At 64.3% G+C, this 18015-nt stretch carries 17 protein-coding genes and 1 tRNA gene; 9 read left to right on the plus strand and 9 right to left on the minus strand.

Annotated elements, in window-relative coordinates; genetic code table 11:
• Window positions 1-56: 56 nt before the first annotated feature.
• Genes P0Y59_17415 through P0Y59_17430 form a run of 4 tightly spaced genes read left to right on the plus strand, consistent with a single transcriptional unit; the run spans window position 57 to window position 3608 of the window.
• On the plus strand, window positions 57-1163 hold the full coding sequence (locus P0Y59_17415; protein WEJ98707.1) for an ABC transporter permease: 1107 nt from the start codon (window positions 57-59) through the stop codon (window positions 1161-1163).
• Window positions 1160-2017, plus strand: a complete 858-nt coding sequence (locus P0Y59_17420) for an ABC transporter ATP-binding protein (GenBank protein WEJ98708.1) — start codon at window positions 1160-1162, stop codon at window positions 2015-2017. The genes P0Y59_17415 and P0Y59_17420 overlap by 4 nt, the downstream gene beginning before the upstream one ends.
• On the plus strand, window positions 2017-2988 hold the full coding sequence (locus tag P0Y59_17425; GenBank protein ID WEJ98709.1) for an MlaD family protein: 972 nt from the start codon (window positions 2017-2019) through the stop codon (window positions 2986-2988). Before P0Y59_17420 ends, P0Y59_17425 begins: the two co-directional genes overlap by 1 nt.
• Before the next feature lie 23 nt (window positions 2989-3011).
• Window positions 3012-3608 (plus strand): ABC-type transport auxiliary lipoprotein family protein, encoded by a 597-nt coding sequence (locus P0Y59_17430; GenBank protein ID WEK02613.1) that lies wholly within the window; start codon window positions 3012-3014, stop codon window positions 3606-3608.
• Window positions 3609-3614: 6 nt separating this feature from the next.
• Here P0Y59_17430 and P0Y59_17435 read toward each other — a convergent pair whose 3' ends face one another.
• Entirely contained in the window at window positions 3615-4469 is an 855-nt protein-coding gene (locus P0Y59_17435; GenBank protein ID WEJ98710.1) for a peptidylprolyl isomerase, read from the minus strand.
• A gap of 94 nt (window positions 4470-4563) precedes the next feature.
• On the opposite strand from P0Y59_17435, the gene P0Y59_17440 reads away from it, so the two are divergent.
• From P0Y59_17440 to P0Y59_17450, 3 genes are all read left to right on the plus strand, one after another.
• A tRNA-Ser gene (locus P0Y59_17440) sits at window positions 4564-4654 on the plus strand.
• 184 nt (window positions 4655-4838) lie between these two features.
• Window positions 4839-6086, plus strand: coding sequence for a DNA cytosine methyltransferase (locus P0Y59_17445; GenBank protein ID WEJ98711.1), 1248 nt, complete (start codon window positions 4839-4841; stop codon window positions 6084-6086).
• Window positions 6087-6148: 62 nt separating this feature from the next.
• Window positions 6149-7249: a hypothetical protein gene (locus P0Y59_17450; GenBank protein ID WEJ98712.1), complete on the plus strand. Its 1101-nt coding sequence runs from the start codon at window positions 6149-6151 to the stop codon at window positions 7247-7249.
• 151 nt (window positions 7250-7400) lie between these two features.
• On the opposite strand, the gene P0Y59_17455 is transcribed toward P0Y59_17450, so the two are convergent.
• Window positions 7401-8152, minus strand: a protein-coding gene (locus P0Y59_17455; GenBank protein WEJ98713.1) for an IS5 family transposase whose coding sequence is annotated in 2 segments (ribosomal slippage) — window positions 7401-7822 and window positions 7822-8152 — 753 coding nt in all. Because the reading frame shifts where the segments join, the coding sequence is not laid out codon by codon here.
• A gap of 256 nt (window positions 8153-8408) precedes the next feature.
• On the minus strand, window positions 8409-9278 hold the full coding sequence (locus P0Y59_17460) for a LysR family transcriptional regulator (protein ID WEJ98714.1): 870 nt from the start codon (window positions 9276-9278) through the stop codon (window positions 8409-8411).
• Between the two features lie 104 nt (window positions 9279-9382).
• Here P0Y59_17460 and P0Y59_17465 point away from each other — a divergent pair, with 104 nt between their 5' ends.
• Together P0Y59_17465 and P0Y59_17470 are read left to right on the plus strand one after the other, a co-directional pair.
• A complete protein-coding gene (locus P0Y59_17465) occupies window positions 9383-10018 on the plus strand; it encodes a LysE family transporter (GenBank protein ID WEJ98715.1) in 636 nt (211 codons plus the stop codon).
• Window positions 10019-10498: 480 nt separating this feature from the next.
• Window positions 10499-11179, plus strand: coding sequence for a glycoside hydrolase family 11 protein (locus P0Y59_17470; protein ID WEJ98716.1), 681 nt, complete (start codon window positions 10499-10501; stop codon window positions 11177-11179).
• Between the two features lie 87 nt (window positions 11180-11266).
• On the opposite strand, the gene P0Y59_17475 is transcribed toward P0Y59_17470, so the two are convergent.
• The 6 genes from P0Y59_17475 to P0Y59_17500 form a co-directional block, all read right to left on the minus strand.
• A complete protein-coding gene (locus P0Y59_17475; GenBank protein ID WEJ98717.1) occupies window positions 11267-12352 on the minus strand; it encodes a PepSY-associated TM helix domain-containing protein in 1086 nt (361 codons plus the stop codon).
• The gene (locus tag P0Y59_17480) at window positions 12352-14547 is read right to left on the minus strand and encodes a TonB-dependent receptor (GenBank protein ID WEJ98718.1); all 2196 of its coding nucleotides are present in this window, start codon (window positions 14545-14547) and stop codon (window positions 12352-12354) included. The genes P0Y59_17475 and P0Y59_17480 overlap by 1 nt, the downstream gene beginning before the upstream one ends.
• A gap of 250 nt (window positions 14548-14797) precedes the next feature.
• Complete coding sequence (locus P0Y59_17485) at window positions 14798-16093, minus strand: glycoside hydrolase family 130 protein (GenBank protein WEJ98719.1); 1296 nt, start codon at window positions 16091-16093, stop codon at window positions 14798-14800.
• A 108-nt stretch (window positions 16094-16201) separates the two neighbouring features.
• Window positions 16202-16912, minus strand: a complete 711-nt coding sequence (locus P0Y59_17490; GenBank protein WEJ98720.1) for a hypothetical protein — start codon at window positions 16910-16912, stop codon at window positions 16202-16204.
• A 37-nt stretch (window positions 16913-16949) separates the two neighbouring features.
• The gene (locus P0Y59_17495; protein WEJ98721.1) at window positions 16950-17243 is read right to left on the minus strand and encodes a plasmid stabilization protein; all 294 of its coding nucleotides are present in this window, start codon (window positions 17241-17243) and stop codon (window positions 16950-16952) included.
• 109 nt (window positions 17244-17352) lie between these two features.
• Complete coding sequence (locus tag P0Y59_17500; GenBank protein ID WEJ98722.1) at window positions 17353-18015, minus strand: HAD-IA family hydrolase; 663 nt, start codon at window positions 18013-18015, stop codon at window positions 17353-17355.

Here is an 18015-nt window from a genome sequence, read left to right on the forward strand (position 1 = left end):
ACCCTAGTCACGGTGCGGCTTGCCGATCCAGTGCGATTGCACCAATGGTGCCGGATATGAACGAGATGGCCGCCTTCTCGCACGAACGCGCCGATGACGGCGACGTTCTGCGTTTCACCGGCAACCTCTCGCTCGCGCGGATCGGCGATCTGCCCGAGCGGTTGCGTGGTTATGACGGATCGGTCGACGTGATCGACCTGAGCGGGATCGACCGAATCGACACGATCGGCGCCTGGCTGGTCCATCGCTTCGCCGCCAAGCACAGCGCCCGGATCGAAGGGCTCAACCCCGACAGCAAGCACCTGCTCCAGCAGGTCGAGGCGGCGGACCAGCCGGTCGCGATGCGGCCCGCCGTCGATTCGGGCCTTGTCCGCGTGGTCGGCGAGGTCGGAGACGCCATCGTCATCGGCCTGAAGACCTTGTACGGCCTGCTCGGCTTTCTCGGCGCGACGGTGATCGCGTTCGGCAACGTCATTCGCTATCGCCGCTTCCGCTTCAACGCGACGGTCCAGCGTTTCGAGGTGGTGGGCGTCACCGCGCTCGGCATCATCGGGCTGATGAGTTTCCTGATCGGCATCGTCATCGGCCAGCAGGGCGCGGTCCAGCTGCGCCAGTTCGGCGCCGAGGTGTTCACCATCAACCTGATCGGCCGGATCACCCTGCGCGAGCTGGGCGTGCTGATGACCGCGATCATGGTCGCCGGCCGGTCAGGCTCCGCCTTCGCCGCACAGATCGGCACGATGAAGCTGACCGAGGAAATCGACGCGATGCGCACGATCGGCGTGTCGCCGATGGAGGCGCTGGTCCTGCCCCGCGTCATCGCGGCGGTGGTGATGATGCCGCTGCTCGGCTTCTATGCCTCGCTGATCTCGATCATCGGCGGCGGGCTGTTCTGCTGGATATCGCTCGGCATTCCGCCGATCACCTTCGTCCAGCGAATCCGCGAGGTCGTACCGATCACCGATCTCTGGGTCGGCCTCGTCAAGGCGCCGGTATTCGGCGCGATCATCGCCATCGCCGGCTGCTTCCAGGGCATGCAGGTCGAGGCCGATGCCGAGCAGGTCGGCATGCGCACCACCGCCGCGGTGGTCCAGGCGATCTTCCTCGTGATCGTGCTCGACGCCTTCTTCGCTGTGTTCTTCACCTGGATCGGCTGGACATGAGCCCGGGCAAGAGCAGCGAGACAGTCATCTCCGTTCGCGGGCTGAAGAACAGCTTCGGCGAGCAGGTCGTGCATGACGGGCTCGACCTGGAGGTCAGGCGCGGCGAGATCTTCGGCGTTGTCGGCGGATCGGGCACCGGCAAGTCGGTGCTAATGCGATCGATCATCGGGCTCCAGGTGCCCGACGAGGGCGAGATCACGGTGTTCGACGAGAACACGGTCAACCTCGACGAGAATGAGGCGGTCAATATCCGCAAGCGCTGGGGCGTGCTGTTCCAGGGCGGCGCCTTGTTCTCTACGCTGACCGTCGCCGAGAACACCCAGGTCCCCCTGCGCGAATTCTATGCCGATCTCGACCAGGCGCTGCTCGACGAGATCGCGGCGTACAAGGTGGTGATGACCGGCCTGCCCGCCGATGCCGGCCCGAAATATCCGGCGGAGCTCTCGGGCGGCATGCGCAAGCGCGCCGGCCTGGCCCGCGCGCTGGCGCTCGACCCCGAATTGTTGTTCCTCGACGAACCGACCGCCGGGCTCGATCCGATCGGTGCCGCCGCATTCGACGAGCTGATCGCGTCGCTCCAGAAGACGATGGGGCTGACGGTCTTCCTGATCACGCACGACCTGGATACGCTCTACGCAATCTGCGACCGTGTCGCGGTCCTCGCAGACCAGAAGGTGATCGCGGTCGGCACCATCGACGAGCTTCTCGCGTTGGATCACCCGTGGATCCAGGAATATTTCAGGGGGCCGCGCGGCCGGGCGGCCACGGCGACGCTCGAACACAAGCAGCGCACGGAACAGGTCGCCCGACAGGCGGCCGAAAAGGCGACCGAAGAAGCAGGGGCTGACGACTGATGGAAACCCGATCGAACCATGTCCTGGTGGGCGCCGTCGTGCTGATCCTGCTTGCCGTGCTCGCCATCTTCACGGTGTGGATCGCCCGGCTCAGTGGCAGTTCCGAGAAGGAATATGACATCTTCTTCAAGCAATCGGTCGACGGCCTGAACAAGGGCTCAGCCGTCGCCTTTTCGGGCGTGCCGTCGGGCCAGGTGAAGGAGATCGCGCTGTGGAAACCGGATCCCCAGTTCGTCCGGGTCCGAATCAGCGTGAACGACGAGACGCCCGTGCTGCAGGGGACGACAGCGACGATCCAGGGTGTCGGGTTTACCGGCGTGAGCCAGATCCAGCTTGATGGCGCGGTCAAGGGCGCGCCGCCGATCCGCTGCCCCGAGGTTCACCCGGAAGCCGATTGCCCGTTCGGCGTCCCGGTCATTCCGCCCAAGCAGGGCGGGCTGGGCGCACTGCTCAATTCGGCGCCGAAACTGCTCGAGCGGCTGTCGACCCTAACGGAGCGGCTGACCGAAATGCTGTCTGACAAGAACCAGGCATCGATCAGCGGCATCCTGGCCAACACCAATAGGCTGACCGGGGCGCTTGCCGATCGCGGGCCGGAAATCGCGGCGACCATCGCGGAGACGCGCGTCGCGATCCAGAAGGCCGGCGACGCAGCGCAACAGATCGGCCAGCTCGCCGACACGACCAATGGCGTAATGGCGAACGATGTCCGCCCGGCGATGCAGAACCTCAACAAGGCGGTCGCTTCGGCCCAGCACAGCATGGAAACGCTCGATTCGGCGATCGGCGACGCTCGGCCCGGTATCCAGTCCTTCTCGAAACAGACCATGCCGGAGATCGGGCAGCTCGTCCGGGATCTGCGCGTGATGTCGGCCGCGCTCACCTCGGTGGCGGAGAAGATCGACCAGGGCGGAGCCGGCTCGCTCGTCGGCGCGCCGAAGCTTCCGGATTACAAGGGCAAGAAGAAGTGAGAGGGCAAGACGCAATGAGCTCGATGATGCGCATCCGTACCCTCAGGCCAGCGCTGGCGCTGCTGGCGATGGCGCCGCTTGCCGGCTGCATCAGCTTCGGCGCGAAGCCGCCACCCTCGCTGCTGACCATCACGTCAGCCGCATCGATCCCGGCCGGGCAGACCCAGTCCTCGGCGACGGCGCCGACCATCGTCATCCTGGTCCCGGCGGTCTCGCAGGCACTCGCCACGCCGCGCGTGCCGGTGCAGACCAGTGCCACCGACCTTGCCTATATCGCCAATGCGCAATGGGTCGAACCCCCTGCCCGCCTGTTCGCGCGGCTGCTGTCGGATACGATCAGCGCGAAGACGGGCCGGGTCGTGATCGGCCTCCAGTCGTCGGTCGATCCGGCGGCGCGCCTCTCCGGCGAGCTCCGCGCCTTCGGCGTCGATGCCGGCTCGCTCCAGGCAGTGGTGAGCTATGACGCGGCACTGACGCGCAAGGACGGCAATGTCGTTGAGAAGCGGCGCTTCGAGGCACGAGTCCCGGTTTCAGCGATCGAGCCGGGTCCCGCCGGCATCGCGATCAACCAGGCAGCCAATCAGGTCGCGGCTGAGGTCGCCGACTGGGTCGGCCGCTGAGCGACGTTAGCGCGCGCCGGCCCTGCGGGTGGCGAGCGGCAGATCGCAGATGTCGACGCCGCCAAGCCCGATGGTCGGTGGCGCTGGATTCTCGTGCAGCCTGATCAGCGCGGCAAAGCGCGGATTGTCGGTCGAACGATAGTCGAACCTGGGCCGTTCGGCCGCCGGCATGTCGCTGGCCAGCCGCACCGACACGATACCGGTGCGCTCCGCCTCGGTCGCATAGACGCCCAGTGCCGCATCGCTGCGCGGCATCGCCGACATGTATTTCATGCCCTCGATGATTCGTCCGACGATCGTATAATTGCGATCGAGCCGGCGCGCGGCGCCGCTGATCGGGGTGAACAACTCGGCACCGCTGCCGGTGTTGGGCAGTGGGTCGCGCGCCACGCCCACGGTGGCGTAGCAATGCGGCATCCAGGCCGCCCTGCCGTCAGTCACGATCGCCCAGCCGTCAGCCGTGACGCCGGATACGGTTGAATAGGCGTCGCTCCGGGTGAGCCGCTGCGCTGCATCGAACGCCGCCATATCGAATTCCGGTGCCGGCGAGGGCACGACGCCGGGGGCAAGCGGCTTTTTCTCCGTGGCATCGCCCCACTGAGTCACCCAATTCTCCTGCACGCGGTAGACGCTCGTTTCGTCCCACCAGTGCACCAGCGCCAGAGTGCGGACGTTCGCGACATGCTCGGGTGCGAAACGCGGCGCGAGCCGGATCACGACGCTGCGGTTGCCGGTGAGCGTGATGATCATCACCTCGTCATCCGGGATCGGGCGCCAGTCGGCCGCGATGGCGTCGGAGGGCAGCGGCGGGGCTGGCGCGGCCTGAGCGCCGGCGAGCAACGCAAGGAGAGGGATCAGCATGCGGCAATCTTGGCATGAAGACCGACCGTCCGGCAATCGCCCACGGCTTGCGCGCCCGCGCATCACCCTCTAGGGGGCATCGTCCGGGGAATGCGGAGCGGTGGCCGAGTGGTCGAAGGCGCTCGCCTGGAAAGTGAGTATACGTCAAAAGCGTATCGAGGGTTCGAATCCCTCCCGCTCCGCCAGAACCGCGCCTAAGCGCTTTAAAATAAGCGAAAATTCCTTTGCCGCCCTTGACCTACCACTTCATCTACCCAAATGGAGCGGGCGCTTGATCGCGATCGTTATTGACGTGGTGCGAAGATTTCGATTCTGTATGCAGCGGGGCTTTTGAAGGGTGCGATCATGGGCGATATCAGGCGATCAAGCATGAATTCGACCATTGGCGATGATCGCGAAATTTGGTCGTTCTTCTCCGGTGCGATGGGTTTGGACCTTGGATTGGAAGCGGCCGGGTTAGTGCCCACACTCGCGGTCGAGATTGATCCGGTGTTCTGCCGAACGATTCGCGCGAACCGGCCCGAGTTGGATTTGATCGAAGGCGATGTTGCGGCGCTGACTGCGACCGCCCTTCGTGAACGCCGGGGCTTTGATGGCGAAGTGTTTTTGATGACAGGCGGGCCACCCTGTCAGCCGTTTTCGTCCGGGGGCAAGCGCGCAGCGTTGAGCGATCCTCGCGGCAACTTGATCTATGAGTATTTCCGCCTGATCGCCGAAGTGCGTCCGCGCTACTTCGTGTTGGAGAATGTGGCGAATTTGACGACTGCGGCGTTGCGTCACCGTCCTATTGCGGAGCGTCCGGGCAAGCATTGGAGTCTGAAACGCTATGCTAAAGGTGCGTTGAACCGCGACGAGGGCAAGATTCAGGCTTTGGAAGAAGACGAACTTTCGGGCAGCGCACTTCGGCAAATCATCGGCGATGCGACGGTGCTCGGCTATCACATATCGTTCGGCGTGGTAGATGCGGCCGACTACGGCGCGCCGCAGCATCGCTTGCGCTTCGTAATGCTCGGCTCGCGCGATCACCCGCCCGCCGCGTTACCCAAGCCGACGCATGGCACGTCAACACGCCCATATATAACGGTTCGCGATGCGATCTTCGGCCTTCGTGACGATCCGGGCGCACATTCAGAATATACTGACGGAGTTCATCGCTTTTTCGCGATGGTGCCGGAAGGCGGCAACTGGCGTTCGTTACCGTTGGACGTTCAGCGGCTCGCGATGGGGAAGTCATTCGACTCGGGCGGCGGCAAAACCGGGTTCTTCAGGCGTCTTTCGTGGGATCGCCCTGCGCCTACGATCACCGGCCGCGCCAATCGAAAGGGCAGCGCCCTTTGCCATCCCGAGCAAGTTCGACCGATTTCCGTTCCCGAAGCGGCGGCACTTCAGGGCTTTCCCGCCGACTGGCAATTCATCGGCGCGATGAACGCTCAATATATGCAAGTTGGAAATGCGGTGCCGGTGCCGTTGGGGAAAGCGATCGGTGCCGCGATCGTGAAGCACGATGCATCCAAGCGACAGAACGCGGTTCGTCATCCCGATATGGATACGATGATGGCGCGTGCTGTTGAGCGACTTCGGGCGTCGGCTCGCAACAAGGTTGCGAAGGCCGCGTGACGATCGAGTTCCTTCCACCCCGTCACCCTGTCCATAGGATCGGAAACAGCTTGCGAGCGGAGATGATCCGCGCGCAACAGTCGATCATTAGCCGCGCCTTTGCCGATGCTGCGGAGTTCTGCGGTCGTGTCTTCGCTGACTTGCGTATGGCGGTTGATGTTCCGGCCGAACTCAACGGGCAACCCGTCGAAGCAATCGCTAACCTTCCTATCGCCAATCTTCAAGACTTGTTCGCTACTGCCCTTGCCCGTGCGGGGACGCCTGAAAGTGGGATCGCTTTATCAGCGACGAACCTTGCCCGCCGTGCGCAGCTATTGCGCGCCTTCGATGATCCCGATGCGGTTCTTCAGTGGGCTACGAACAAGGTCACGACAATCGCCGCCGATCTTCCAAAGACGGCTCGCGAAATCGAGTGCGGTCGAAATCCCGGCGACGTGCTTGATCCTTACCTTCTCGCGGCGACGCAATCGCTCTTATGCGAAGGCGACTTCCGGAGTGCGATCGGGGCGACGGTTACGCACAAGGCTTTGATGATCCTTGAAGGCTTGATGGGCCATCTTCACGAAGAAGTTATCGGGCGAATGCGCGGCAACGTGAGAAACCCGGAACCGCGCGCCGACAATGCGGAGATACTTGATCTTCAGTTCAACCCGTTTCCCGGTGCCGATGTAATTCAGCCGCCGCTTGCGGATGGCGAGCCGCTTCGCCTTCATCAAGTTAAGAGCAAAACGGGCAGCATGAACAGCAGCGGCGGTAAGCGTCTCGCGGAACAGATGCGCAATCTTCGCATGGCTTACCCCGGCGCTGAACTCTACGCGCATTCGCTCGTTGGCAACACGCTTCGCGGTCATCGCTCAATGAGCGGCATGTTGCGCGCCGAACCGGCGTTGATCGTTACGGTTGGCGATGCATCATTCCGCGTGTTGACCGGAAGCGACAACGGGGCCGAACTTCTACTGCGCCTGTATCAATCGGCCTTCGATCTTGCCGCAGCCCAAACCGGCTACAGCGTCGAGACAATGACGAATGCTATCTTCGAGACGTTCAAGGAACGTGCGGAAGAAGCTGGCGAAGGTTGGTTAGAGTCGGTTCTTCATCAATCTACGCGCGGCGCTGCGGAGAATATGGACAGTCGCACTTATCAAAGTGGGCGTCGTCGCTAAGGAGGGCTCCCACTCCGCCACACCGTCCAATGCCGCCGTGTCATACTCAGAAGCCGCATCGGGTACGATGCGTATTAGATGAGGCGGCGCGGGGCGTTTGAGAGACAGCGGCGGAATGTGCTTGCCCACATGACCTAAGGTTTGTGGGGATTCATCGTGAGTTGATGACGGCTGCTGCGAGGTAGATCATGGCCTCGAAGCTGCGATCGGTTTTGCAGGCGCGCATGGCGATGCGCTTGAACTCTTTGAGCTTGCAGAAGAAGCTTTCGATCAGATGGCGCCATTTGTACATCTCCGCATCGAGCGGGATGGGAATGGCGCGTCGCGGGTGCTGCGAGATAACGATCTTCGCGCCCCGCTCGTTGAGTTCAGCGATGATGTCGTTGCTGTCGAAGGCTTTGTCGGCAAGCAAGGCGCCAAACTCGACGCCCTTGATCAGCGGGGCGACGCCGACGGTGTCGAAGCGATGGCCGGGCATTAGTTGGAAGCGCACGAGGTTGCCCAAGGCATCGGTCAGCGCCAGAATCTTGGTCGTCATGCCGCCTTTGGAGCGGCCAATGGCCTGGCTCGAAGTCCCCCTTTTGCGCCCTGGCCGTGCCGGTGAACCTTGACGATGGTGGCGTCGACCATGGCGTATTCCATGTCGGACTCCTCCGACAAGGCATCGAAAATCTTCTTGAAAACATCGGCTTCTCGCCAATCGCGGAACCGTCGAAACGCCGTGCTCCAGTTGCCGAATATGGCCGGAAGGTCACGCCACGGACTGCCCGTTCGCACAATCCACAACACCGCTTCCATGAACAGCCGGTTATTCCTACCGCTCCGCCCCGGGTCGGTCGGCTTGCCCAGACAGTGCGGCTCCAGCTTCGCCCATTGGGCATCGGTCAGTACAAAGCGATCCATCCACAGCGTGAATCACATCTCAGCCAAAATGGAAATCCTAAATCCCCACAAGCCTTAGCCCACTCGATCGAGGAATGGGTCGATGTCGCCCCCCAATACACTTGATCGGTACAGATCGGGCATTCGGAGTCATGTGTCGCTCCCGGACGCCGGTCTTGCATCAGGTCGAAACGGCGCGAACGCTGCCACTCCCATCCTTGCGAGCCACGAAACCCCGCGCGCGGCCCATGGAATGCTGGCGCTCCGCGCTCAGCGATCATTCCGCCGACACGCGGGTCATACGGTCGCGAAGCCAGGCAATGAGCGCGTCCCGTCGATCATCTTCCTGACCAGTCGGCCAGATCGCGAGATAGTGCGTGCCATCGGGCGAGAATCCGTAAGGAGCGTGCAAGCGTCCATCGTTGAGAGCATCCGCGACCATATGGATCGACGCCATGGCCATGCCCTGGCCCGCTTCGGCCGCCTGGATGGCCAGATAGAAATGCTCATAGGGGATGACTGGTCCGGCAAGGCTTGCGGGGTGCCGCTGCGTCCAGGCGGACCAGGCTGCTGGACGCGTGTCGCTGCGCAGGCGAGGCAGGGTCGCGATATCCCGGGCGGCAAGCCCCGGATGCATGACCGGGCCCATGCGCTCGTCGGCGAGTATTGTCGTCTCGACGGCGGCCGGCATGGCGACATCGCTTCGGCGGATCGCGATGTCGACCTGATCGCGTCGGAAATCGATCGGGCCACCGGCGGCCAGCACGCGGATATCAAGGCCCGTCGCAATCTTCAGATCGGCAAGCGCGGGAATGAGTAGCCGCAGGCACAGGGTCGGTTCGCACGATATCGTCAGGGGGCCGGGCATTTCCCCGCCACCTGGAAAATCCTGCATGGTTCGGCGCAGGTCGGCGAACACCGCTTCCAGCCGTTCAGCAAGCCAGCGGCCGGATCGCGTGAGGTGGATGCCGCGATTGCGCCGTTCGAACAGCGGGGTGCCGAGTTCCTGCTCAAGCATCTGGATCTGCTTCGACACGGCGCCATGCGTCACGTGCAATTCGGCCGCCGCCGAAGCCATGCTCGAATGACGGGCCGCCGCCTCGAAAGCGCGCAGGGAATTCAGCGGAGGAAGGCGGCGATATTGCATGGCAATCCGTGAGATTCTCTCACTGATCTAGCGGAAGAACATTCGATTTTCAAAGCGCTTCCGGCGGCCGAGATCGCACCGTTCCTCTTGCGAAGGCTACGATCATGGAAGGCTTTTCCCTCATTCTCGGCATTATCTGGCTGGCCGTCGTCAGCCCTGGTGCCGATTTCGCCATGGTATCCCGGCTAAGCTGCATCGACGGCCGTCGCGCGGGGTTGCTCGCCGCTCTGGGCATTGCGATGGGGTGTTGGTTTCACGTCGGCTATGCCATCTTCGGCATCGCCATCGTCGAACGGCTCTTTCCGCAGTTCCTGATCGTGCTCAAGATCGGTGGCGCTGCTTATCTGATCTATCTGGGTGCCACGATGGCCCTGTCGCACCCTGCGTCGACGCCCGATGCCGAGGTACCATCCCGCCCGGCCGGCTCGCGTTCGCTGACGATGGGATTGCTGACCAACGGCCTCAACCCAAAGACCGCGGTCTTTGTCGTCAGCCTCTATGCGCAAGCGATCGGGCCGGGCACGCCGCTCGCGGTGAAGCTCGGTTATGGAGTCGCGATCTCCCTGTCGCATCTGATCTGGTTTGCAGCGGTCGCCATATTTCTCTCGCGGCCGTCAATTCGGGCAAGGGTGATGGCGCGGCAGCGTCTGGCGAATGCGTGCATCGGTGCCATCCTGATCCTGCTGGGGATCATGCTTGGCCTGAGCGACGTCGTGAGCCCGGCACGCCACGCAACGTGACGCTTCTTATGCCGCTTTCCGCCGCAGGCCGAAGAATATCGCGAAACGCGTCGTCCCGTCGATGCGGGCGAACCATTTGGTCACCGACCTGGTGTGTCGCAACCGTTCCGCACAATCGGCGATGCGTATGTGACGGCTATCAATCGGATTGGGCCCGACTAGTATTTTCATGAGCGGGTGCCGTTTCGCGACGCCGCTTCAAAGCAATGGTCGTCCCACCGAATCTGATTGGTCCATACGCAGCGGCCCGAATCTCAACAAGCCCGGCTTCAGTTTCAAATCCCAGTCGAGTCCTGCCGCATTTCCTGTTAAATCTTTCTAGATACAATGGTTTCACTACCCCGAACCTGACCTTTTCGTTCGCCTTGACGGCTGCAGGATTGTCGTGTCATCAATTCATGCCGCGCGGAGATAGACGACTCCAGAACTGCCGCCGCGGCACATTACCAGCAAAATCAAAAACAGGAGAGGCACATGAACTTGAAGCGGCTAGCTATGATAGCGGTAACACGCATCCTTCCACCGGTTCTCGCCCTGGCCACCGCCGGCAGCCTGCAGGCGCAGACCATCTGCAACAACCAGACCGGCACCAACAACGGCTACTATTATCAGGTCTATCTGAGCTCAGGCTCGGCATGCATGACGCTCGGCACCAACGGCAATTACAGCACCACCTGGAACCTCGGCTCAAGTGGCAATCTGGTTGCCGGGAAGGGCTGGGCCACCGGGTCGACCAGCCGCGTGATCGGGTACAATGCCGGCGTGTTCAATGGCGGCTCGAACGGCTATCTCGCCTTGTACGGCTGGTCGACCAACCCGCTGATCGAATATTATGTCGTCGATAACTGGGGAAGCTTTACCCCTCCGGGCAGCGGCGCCACCTTCATGGGCACCGTCAACAGCGACGGCGGCACCTACAACATCTACCGCACGCAACGCGTCAACGCGCCGTCCATCATCGGCAACGCGACCTTCTATCAATTCTGGAGCGTGCGCACGTCGAAGCGCGCGACCGGCACCAACAACGTCATCGCCTTCGTCAACCACGTCAATGCGTGGCGGAGCCATGGCATGAACCTCGGCACGATGAACTATCAGATCCTCGCCACCGAGGGTTATGGCAGCAACGGCAGTTCCAACGTCACCGTGTGGCAACAGTAAAGCGATCCTTTCCGGGGGCCGGGCACGCCCGGCCTCCGACCTTTCCGGTCGCTTCGTCCACGCCGGGCAATGCCGGCGATTCATTGCCTATACCGAACGCGCTGCTGCGTGACGCGTCACGGGCTTCCGGCGCGGTCGCCTGAACCAGAAGGTCCACACCGCCAGACTGCCCAGCATGGCGAGCGCGAGCCCGCACACCGTCAGCAACAGGCGATAGGCAAGGCCGCCCACCTTGGCCGCGTGAAGCGGATAGGCGCCGTTGAAGACCTGGGCGACCCGCGGCATCGCCAGCGCGTCGGTCGCCGCCAGCACATGCCCGTCCGCAGCATCGAACCACAGGGTGGAGCGGCCGTTGGGCAGCCATTCGCCCGAACGCTTCATCCGGATCAGGATCGCGTCGCCCGGTTTGCGCGGCAGGGAAAGGATGCGGATCTGCGCGTCGGGGAAGCGCTGGTGCGCGGCGCTGATCATCCCGCGCCAGTCCGGCGTCGCCGACAAGGGGCCGCTCTTCACTTTGGGCGGCGCCATCGCGGCGGCCAGCGTTTCGCCCGATCCGAACGGGATCAGCACGAGATTGGCGAAGGGCCTGAACACCATCATCGTCCCGGTCACCGCCGACAGCAGCAGCAGCGGCGCCATGACGATCCCGAGGTCGCGATGCTGCATCACGATCGCCGGCCTGCTCAACCGCTTCGGCCACGGGCGGAATTTGAAGGTCCGGCGGGTGCGCCACCACAGGATCGATCCCGTCACGACGAAGAGGATCGCCGCCAGCCCGGCCACGCCGATGATCGTCTCGCCCACATCACCGCTGAACAGGTGATGGTGCAGGTCGAAGATCCACAGTTCGGGCCGCTCCCACTGGCTCGACCAGCGCGTGACGATATTGCCTGCCTGGTCGGCATAGGCGCCCGCGCCCTTGGGAAAGCGCAGCTGGTCAAGGCCGAACCGGTCCCCGGCATATACGATGCCCTGCGCCCCGGGGTTCGCGGCCATCAGCCTCTCGGTCGCCACGCCGATCGCCACCGGATCGCCGATCCGCGCGTCGCCGGCATGCGGCAGCGTGATCCAGCTTTCCTTGTGGACCAGGATGGCACCGGTCAGGCCCATCACCGCCAGCACCAGCCCGATGATGCCACCGGTCCAGCGATGGATCAGGTCGAGCCACTTCATCAGAAGCGCGTGTCCCACCCGAGCGTGAACGAGCGACCGCGCCCAGCGAAATAGCTGAGATTGTCAGTCGGGAGCCGGGTATCGCTGCTATAGTCGATATATTGCCGGTTGAAGAGGTTCGACACGCTGAGCGTTATGCCGCCGATCCCGGTCTGGTAGCGGACATAGGCATCGGTCAGCGTGTAGCCGCCGAAATCATTGTCCGGAACGCGCTTCAGCCCCTGGAAGGTGCGCGACAGATAGAATTGAGTCTGGACGCGCATCGACAGCGGTCCCCTGGCATAATTGGCGGCGAGGTTGAGCCGGTCGGGCGAGATGTTGGTCCCGTCCAGATCGGTGTCGACGATACCGTCGGGGATGGGGCTGGCGTCATAGCGGCCTTCGATATGCGCATAGCCCGCGGACACGCGCAGCCCGTCGACCGGTAGCTGCACGCCCAGATTGATCTCAAGTCCCTGGATCTCGACCCGCTGCCGCTGGACGTCGAAGATACCGCCGGGACTGGCGATGAGCAGCTGCCCCTTGTCGCTCGACGACCAGAAATAGGTGGCGGAGGCGTCGAGCGGGCCGCGCTTCACTTCGACGCCGATCTCGCGATTGTTCGAGATGATCGGCTGGATGTCGACATAGTGGTCGATATCCTGGTTCGGCTTGCTCACTGCCCGGGTGATCCGGCCGATGTCAGGGACGGTGAAGCCCTGGGCATAGCTCACATAGGCGCGGATGCCCTTCAGCGGCTCGACGACCACGCCGCCGTTGATCAGGAGATCGCTGAAGCGTGGCTTGCCGCCGGATACCGCGACACCGCCATAGGTTGCGACTCTCGAGCCGTCATATGTGGTCGAGGCAAGGGTGTGATAATCGTCGACCTTGATCTGCACATTCTCCCAGCGCGCGCCGCCGGCCAGGCGCAGCACGCCGTCGAACAGCTTGAGATTGGCCTGCCCGAACGGCGCGAGGCTGCGGAAATCGCTTGGCGGCACCCAGACGCGGTTCGTCGCGATCAGCCGCTGCTGGGTCGAATCCGTCAGGAAATCGAACCCGATTGTCGTCGTCAGCGCCTCGATGCCCGGAATGGCGCGCTCATAGCTGATCTTCCCGCCGATCTTGCGCGACCGGTTCTGCGACTGGTCGAACAGCTTGAAGGTGGGGTCGATCTTCGGATCCTGGAAGGTCGGGATCGGCGCGATCTCTCCGCCAAAGGTGTCGCGGCTGCGGTTGAAGAAGACCTGGCTGACGAAATTGCCGCCCCAGAGCGACGTGTCGGTATAGGAAAGCGCGATGCTCTCGGTGCGGCTGGCGGCGGCGATCCCGGGCGGGTCGCCGCGCATCGCGCTGGTCGGCAGGCCGGTGACCCGGTTTCCCGGGACCGCGATATAGTCGCCATCGCCCTTCAGCTCGAAACGGCTGGCGATCAGGTCGATCCGGCCGGTCTCGCCGACCTTGTAGCCGAGCCGCGCGAACAGCGAGAGCGTCCTCGAATCCTGCGATTCGCCCTGGGTCAGGTTCAGGCCGACCCGGCGCCCGTCGCCGTCGTAGAAGACGCCGCGCTTCTCATAAGCGGCACCCACCGTCGCATCGAACCGCCCGGCCTTGTACTGGACGAGGCCGGCCACCTTGCCGCCGATCCCGTCCTTGCTGAAGCCGTTGTCCGCATTGGCCTGGAGCAGGGTCCGCCCGCTGAACCCTTCCTCGCGCGGCGCCCCCACCGTCACCTGGTTGACGATGCCGCCGGTACCGCCGACCCCCTGGAGCGCATTGGAGCCGTAGATCAGCTCGACACGATCGACGAAGAAGCCGTCGATGGTGAAGCCATCGCGGCTGCCGTCGCGCAGCGGCGTCGATTGCGGGATGCCGTTGATCGCATAGAGCGGCGACCGACCGCGCAGCGTCTCGCCCGCACCCGACAATTTCTGTCGGGTGGGCGAGAAGGACGGCGTCAGGTTCGCCACCGCGTCGGTGATCGATCCCGAGATCGCGATCTGCTGGTCGAGCGTCACCTTGTCGATCAGGTCGATCGTGAGCGGCAGCGCATTGGGCGGCAGGATCGTGCGCGCGGCGGTGACGGTGATATCGCCTGTCGCATCCGCCCGGTCGTCGGTCGATACGGTGGCGGCCTGCTGCGCTGAAGCCGCAACCGGCACGGCGCAAGCGAGCGCGACGAGAGACAGCGAAGAAACGGACCGAAACGACATGATATCCCCCCGCCCGCCGGTCATCATGCCGCGGGCTGTTACCGGGCGGCTAGCAGTCGAGAGATTCTAATGCAAGTCAATCGCAATAAGCCCTGCCTTCACAGGATGGCAGGGCGCGAGGGCGCGTGCTTTTCATTGCCAACCGCCCAAGCCGCTGGCCGGAGCTTCTCAGCGTCCTCAGCGCCTCTGCGCGAACCATCATCCCGGGTCGCCGACGGGCCGGTTCTGAAGGTCGCCCTTCCCCAGCCGTCTATTCCATGCAGCGCAGCAGCCGGTCGACCGTCGTCGTGGCGAACGCCGCGAAATTGTCCGCCACGCCATAGGGGATCATCACGTTCCGACCCTCGATCATCGCGCCGCAGCTATAGACCACGTTGGGCACATAGCCGTCGCGCTCGTCAGGGCTCGGGGTGAGGATCGGCTCCGGCGTGCGCGCCAGCAATCTGGAGGGGTCGGCCTTGTCGAGCAGGCACGCACCGATGCAGTAATTGCGCACCGTGCCGACGCCATGGGTGAACACAAGCCAGCCCTCGTCGATCTCGATCGGCGATCCGCAATTGCCCATCTGGACGAATTCCCACGGATAGCGCGGGGAGACGATCCTGCCGCCGCCTTCCCAGCGCAGGATATCATCCGAGAGGTGAAGCCAGATACTCTCGCTGTCCTGCCGGCCAAGCATGGCATAGCGCCCATCGATCCGGCGCGGGAACAGGGCCATGCCCTTGGCGCCAGCCGCGTCGCCGGTGAACGCGCGCATGCGGAAGCTGCGGAAATCGGTGCCGGAGAGCAGTTCGGGCCGCGCCGCGGCACCGCTGAAGGCGGTATAAGTGCCATGATAGGTCACGCTGCCGTCGTCGTCGGTGAAGCGTACCAGGCGCAGATCCTCGATGCCCTGGCGCTGGCTCGGCAGCATCGGAAACAGCACCGTCTCCGATATATCGCGGCTGCCGCCGCAATCGAGCGCCACCTCGGCAAGGACTTCGTCCTGCCCCTCGCTGATCATCGGCGGCACCGCTGTCGCGCTCGCGCGGTCGACGGCGATCTCGCCTCCGGGAATCCAGATGCCGGTTCGAAAGGTCACCGAGGAGACATGACCTTCCCCGATACCGCGAAGCGAAAGGATGAAGCGCACCGCCCCCTCCGGCACACCCGACTGGTCCGGCGCCGGCACCGCGCTCGGGTTGAACAAGGCCGCGGCTTCGAACGAGAATTCCTCGCTGAAATAGGCGCCGATCAGCCGGCGTTGCGCATCGTTGACCATGGTGGGGCCGGGCAGGAGCTTCGCGATCTCGTCGAAGCGGCGGCGCAACAGGTCGTCAACGTCGCGGTGCCGTTCGTCGAGCGACTGGGTGAGCAGTTCCAGCTCGCTCTCGAGCGCGCTGTCATCAAGCGTCAGGATGCGATCGACGATCGCCTGAGCACGCGGATGCCCCTCGACCTTGAACCTGCCCGGATATTCGAGCTCGAAGGGCCGGACGACCGTGCGCGACGGATCGGGCCGCAGGATCAGATCATGGTGATCGAGGACTGGCTCAGCCTGAAGCATGGGGTTTCCTGAAGCGCTTGAGTTCGTTGTGGTCGCGGACCGACCGGTGGCCCGGGAGCGTGAACGTGCGCGGCGGCGAGACGATCCCTCGCAGCCGGGCCCGCCAGGTCATCGACGCGCGAAACCCGGCGGCGGCGCACCGAGCACGTCGCCGCTATAGGTTTCCACCACCTGGCTGAACGGCGTGCCGTCGGGCAGGCGCAGCATGGCGCGATGCTCGATCACCCTCGCCGGGATGACGAGCGTGCGGCCGACGGTTCTCGGCCGCTCCTTCGGCATGACATCCCACCCGTCCGGCAGCGGCGACCAGAGCAGGGTCGCGCTGACGGTCTGCCGACGGAAATGCAGCGCCTGGACGGCGCGGCCGAAGGCGGTGTCGGTGGTGTCGAGCACTGCGTTCATCTCAGGCGTGAGCCGCGACGGGACGTACCAGTTATCCGCCTCGGACAGGACATGGTCGCCACAGCGCAGCCTGACGTGGCGATAACGGATCGGCTCCTCCGCCCCGACCTGAAGCGCGGCGCGCAGCTCGGGCGTTGCCGGCTTGTCCTCCCCGGCGATCCGCTCCGCGACGATCCTGCTGCCCATCGGTGCCAGGCGGCGGCGCGCGCACCAGCCGTCCAGGGTCAGCGTCGCACTGTCATGGCTGAGCAGGTCGGCATTGAGCGTCTGCAACAGCGCGAGCGCCCCGGCACGGGCAAGCAGCGTGTCGGGCCACGCCGGCGGCTGAGCCTCCTTCGCCCACGAACCCGCTGATACGGTGCAGGCCAGCCCCATGGCGAGGACCGGCAGTGTTCGGGATCGGCGGATGCTGGTCACGCCCCCCTCATAGCGCCACGATCGAATCGGCGAAACGTCAGGCAGCCGCGTTCCTGCGCCGGGTGACCCAGCCCTTGCGCGCGGCCGCCGAGCGCTGTTCGGCCGAGCCCGACTTGTGTGCCCGGCCACCACGCGACGAGGAGACATGCGTGTCGGGCTTGCCCCGACCAGAGCCGGATTTGTTGCCGCCACCCGATTCCTTGTTCACCGTCGCCCAGGCCCGGCGTTCGGCCTCGTCCTTCGGCACGCCGCGATCCTCGTAGCTTTCCTCGATATGCTCCGCCTTACGCTTCTGCTTGTCGGTATAGGCGTCCTTGTCTCCGCGAGGCATGATGCTGCTCCTGCGCTATGGATGGACGCGAAAAACGCATGGCGACCGATCGATATCCCGGTCGCGTGGCCCTTGCGCCGGCAGCGCGTTCAGGCGCAGCAGCCTTTTGCTATCGCGCGTCGAGTGCCAGCGATCCGGCCACACCGGGAGAGACCGAGAGCGCTTCATAATCGGGCGCGTCGAAATGTCGCGTGGCCAGCGGATGCGCATGGGTTGCGGTAATCACCACCACGGCGCAACCAGCCGTTTCGGCGGCCGCGATGCCGGCCACTGCGTCTTCGAACACAAGGCAGTCTCCAGCCGATACGCCGAGACGTTCGGCGGCCAGCAGGAAACAATCGGGGGCAGGCTTGCCATGCTCGACATCCTCGCCGGTGATCATCACCTCCGGCACCGGCAAGCCGGCAGCCTCCAGCCGCCGCAGCGCGAGGGCACGCGGCGCGGAGGTGACGATCGCCCAGCGACCGGCGGGCAGCGCCGCAAGGAAAGCGGGTGCGCCGGGGATCGGCGTCACGCCCGCGACATCCTCGATCTCGGCCAGCGTGATCGCCGCCGCCTCGGCCTCGGGATCGACGCCGGGCAGCGCGAGCCGGCGAACCGTTTCCACGCTGCGCCTTCCGTGGATCGTCGGCAGGAATGCCTCCACGTCCAGGCCGTGGCGCCTGGCCCAGGACGCCCAGACCCGCTCGGCCGCCGCGATGGAACTCAGGATCGTCCCGTCCATGTCGAACAGGAAGGCGGCGAAGCCGCGGCCGGGAAAGGGGCTGACCAT

This window comes from Candidatus Sphingomonas phytovorans (genome assembly GCA_029202385.1).
GTDB lineage: Bacteria > Pseudomonadota > Alphaproteobacteria > Sphingomonadales > Sphingomonadaceae > Sphingomonas > Sphingomonas phytovorans.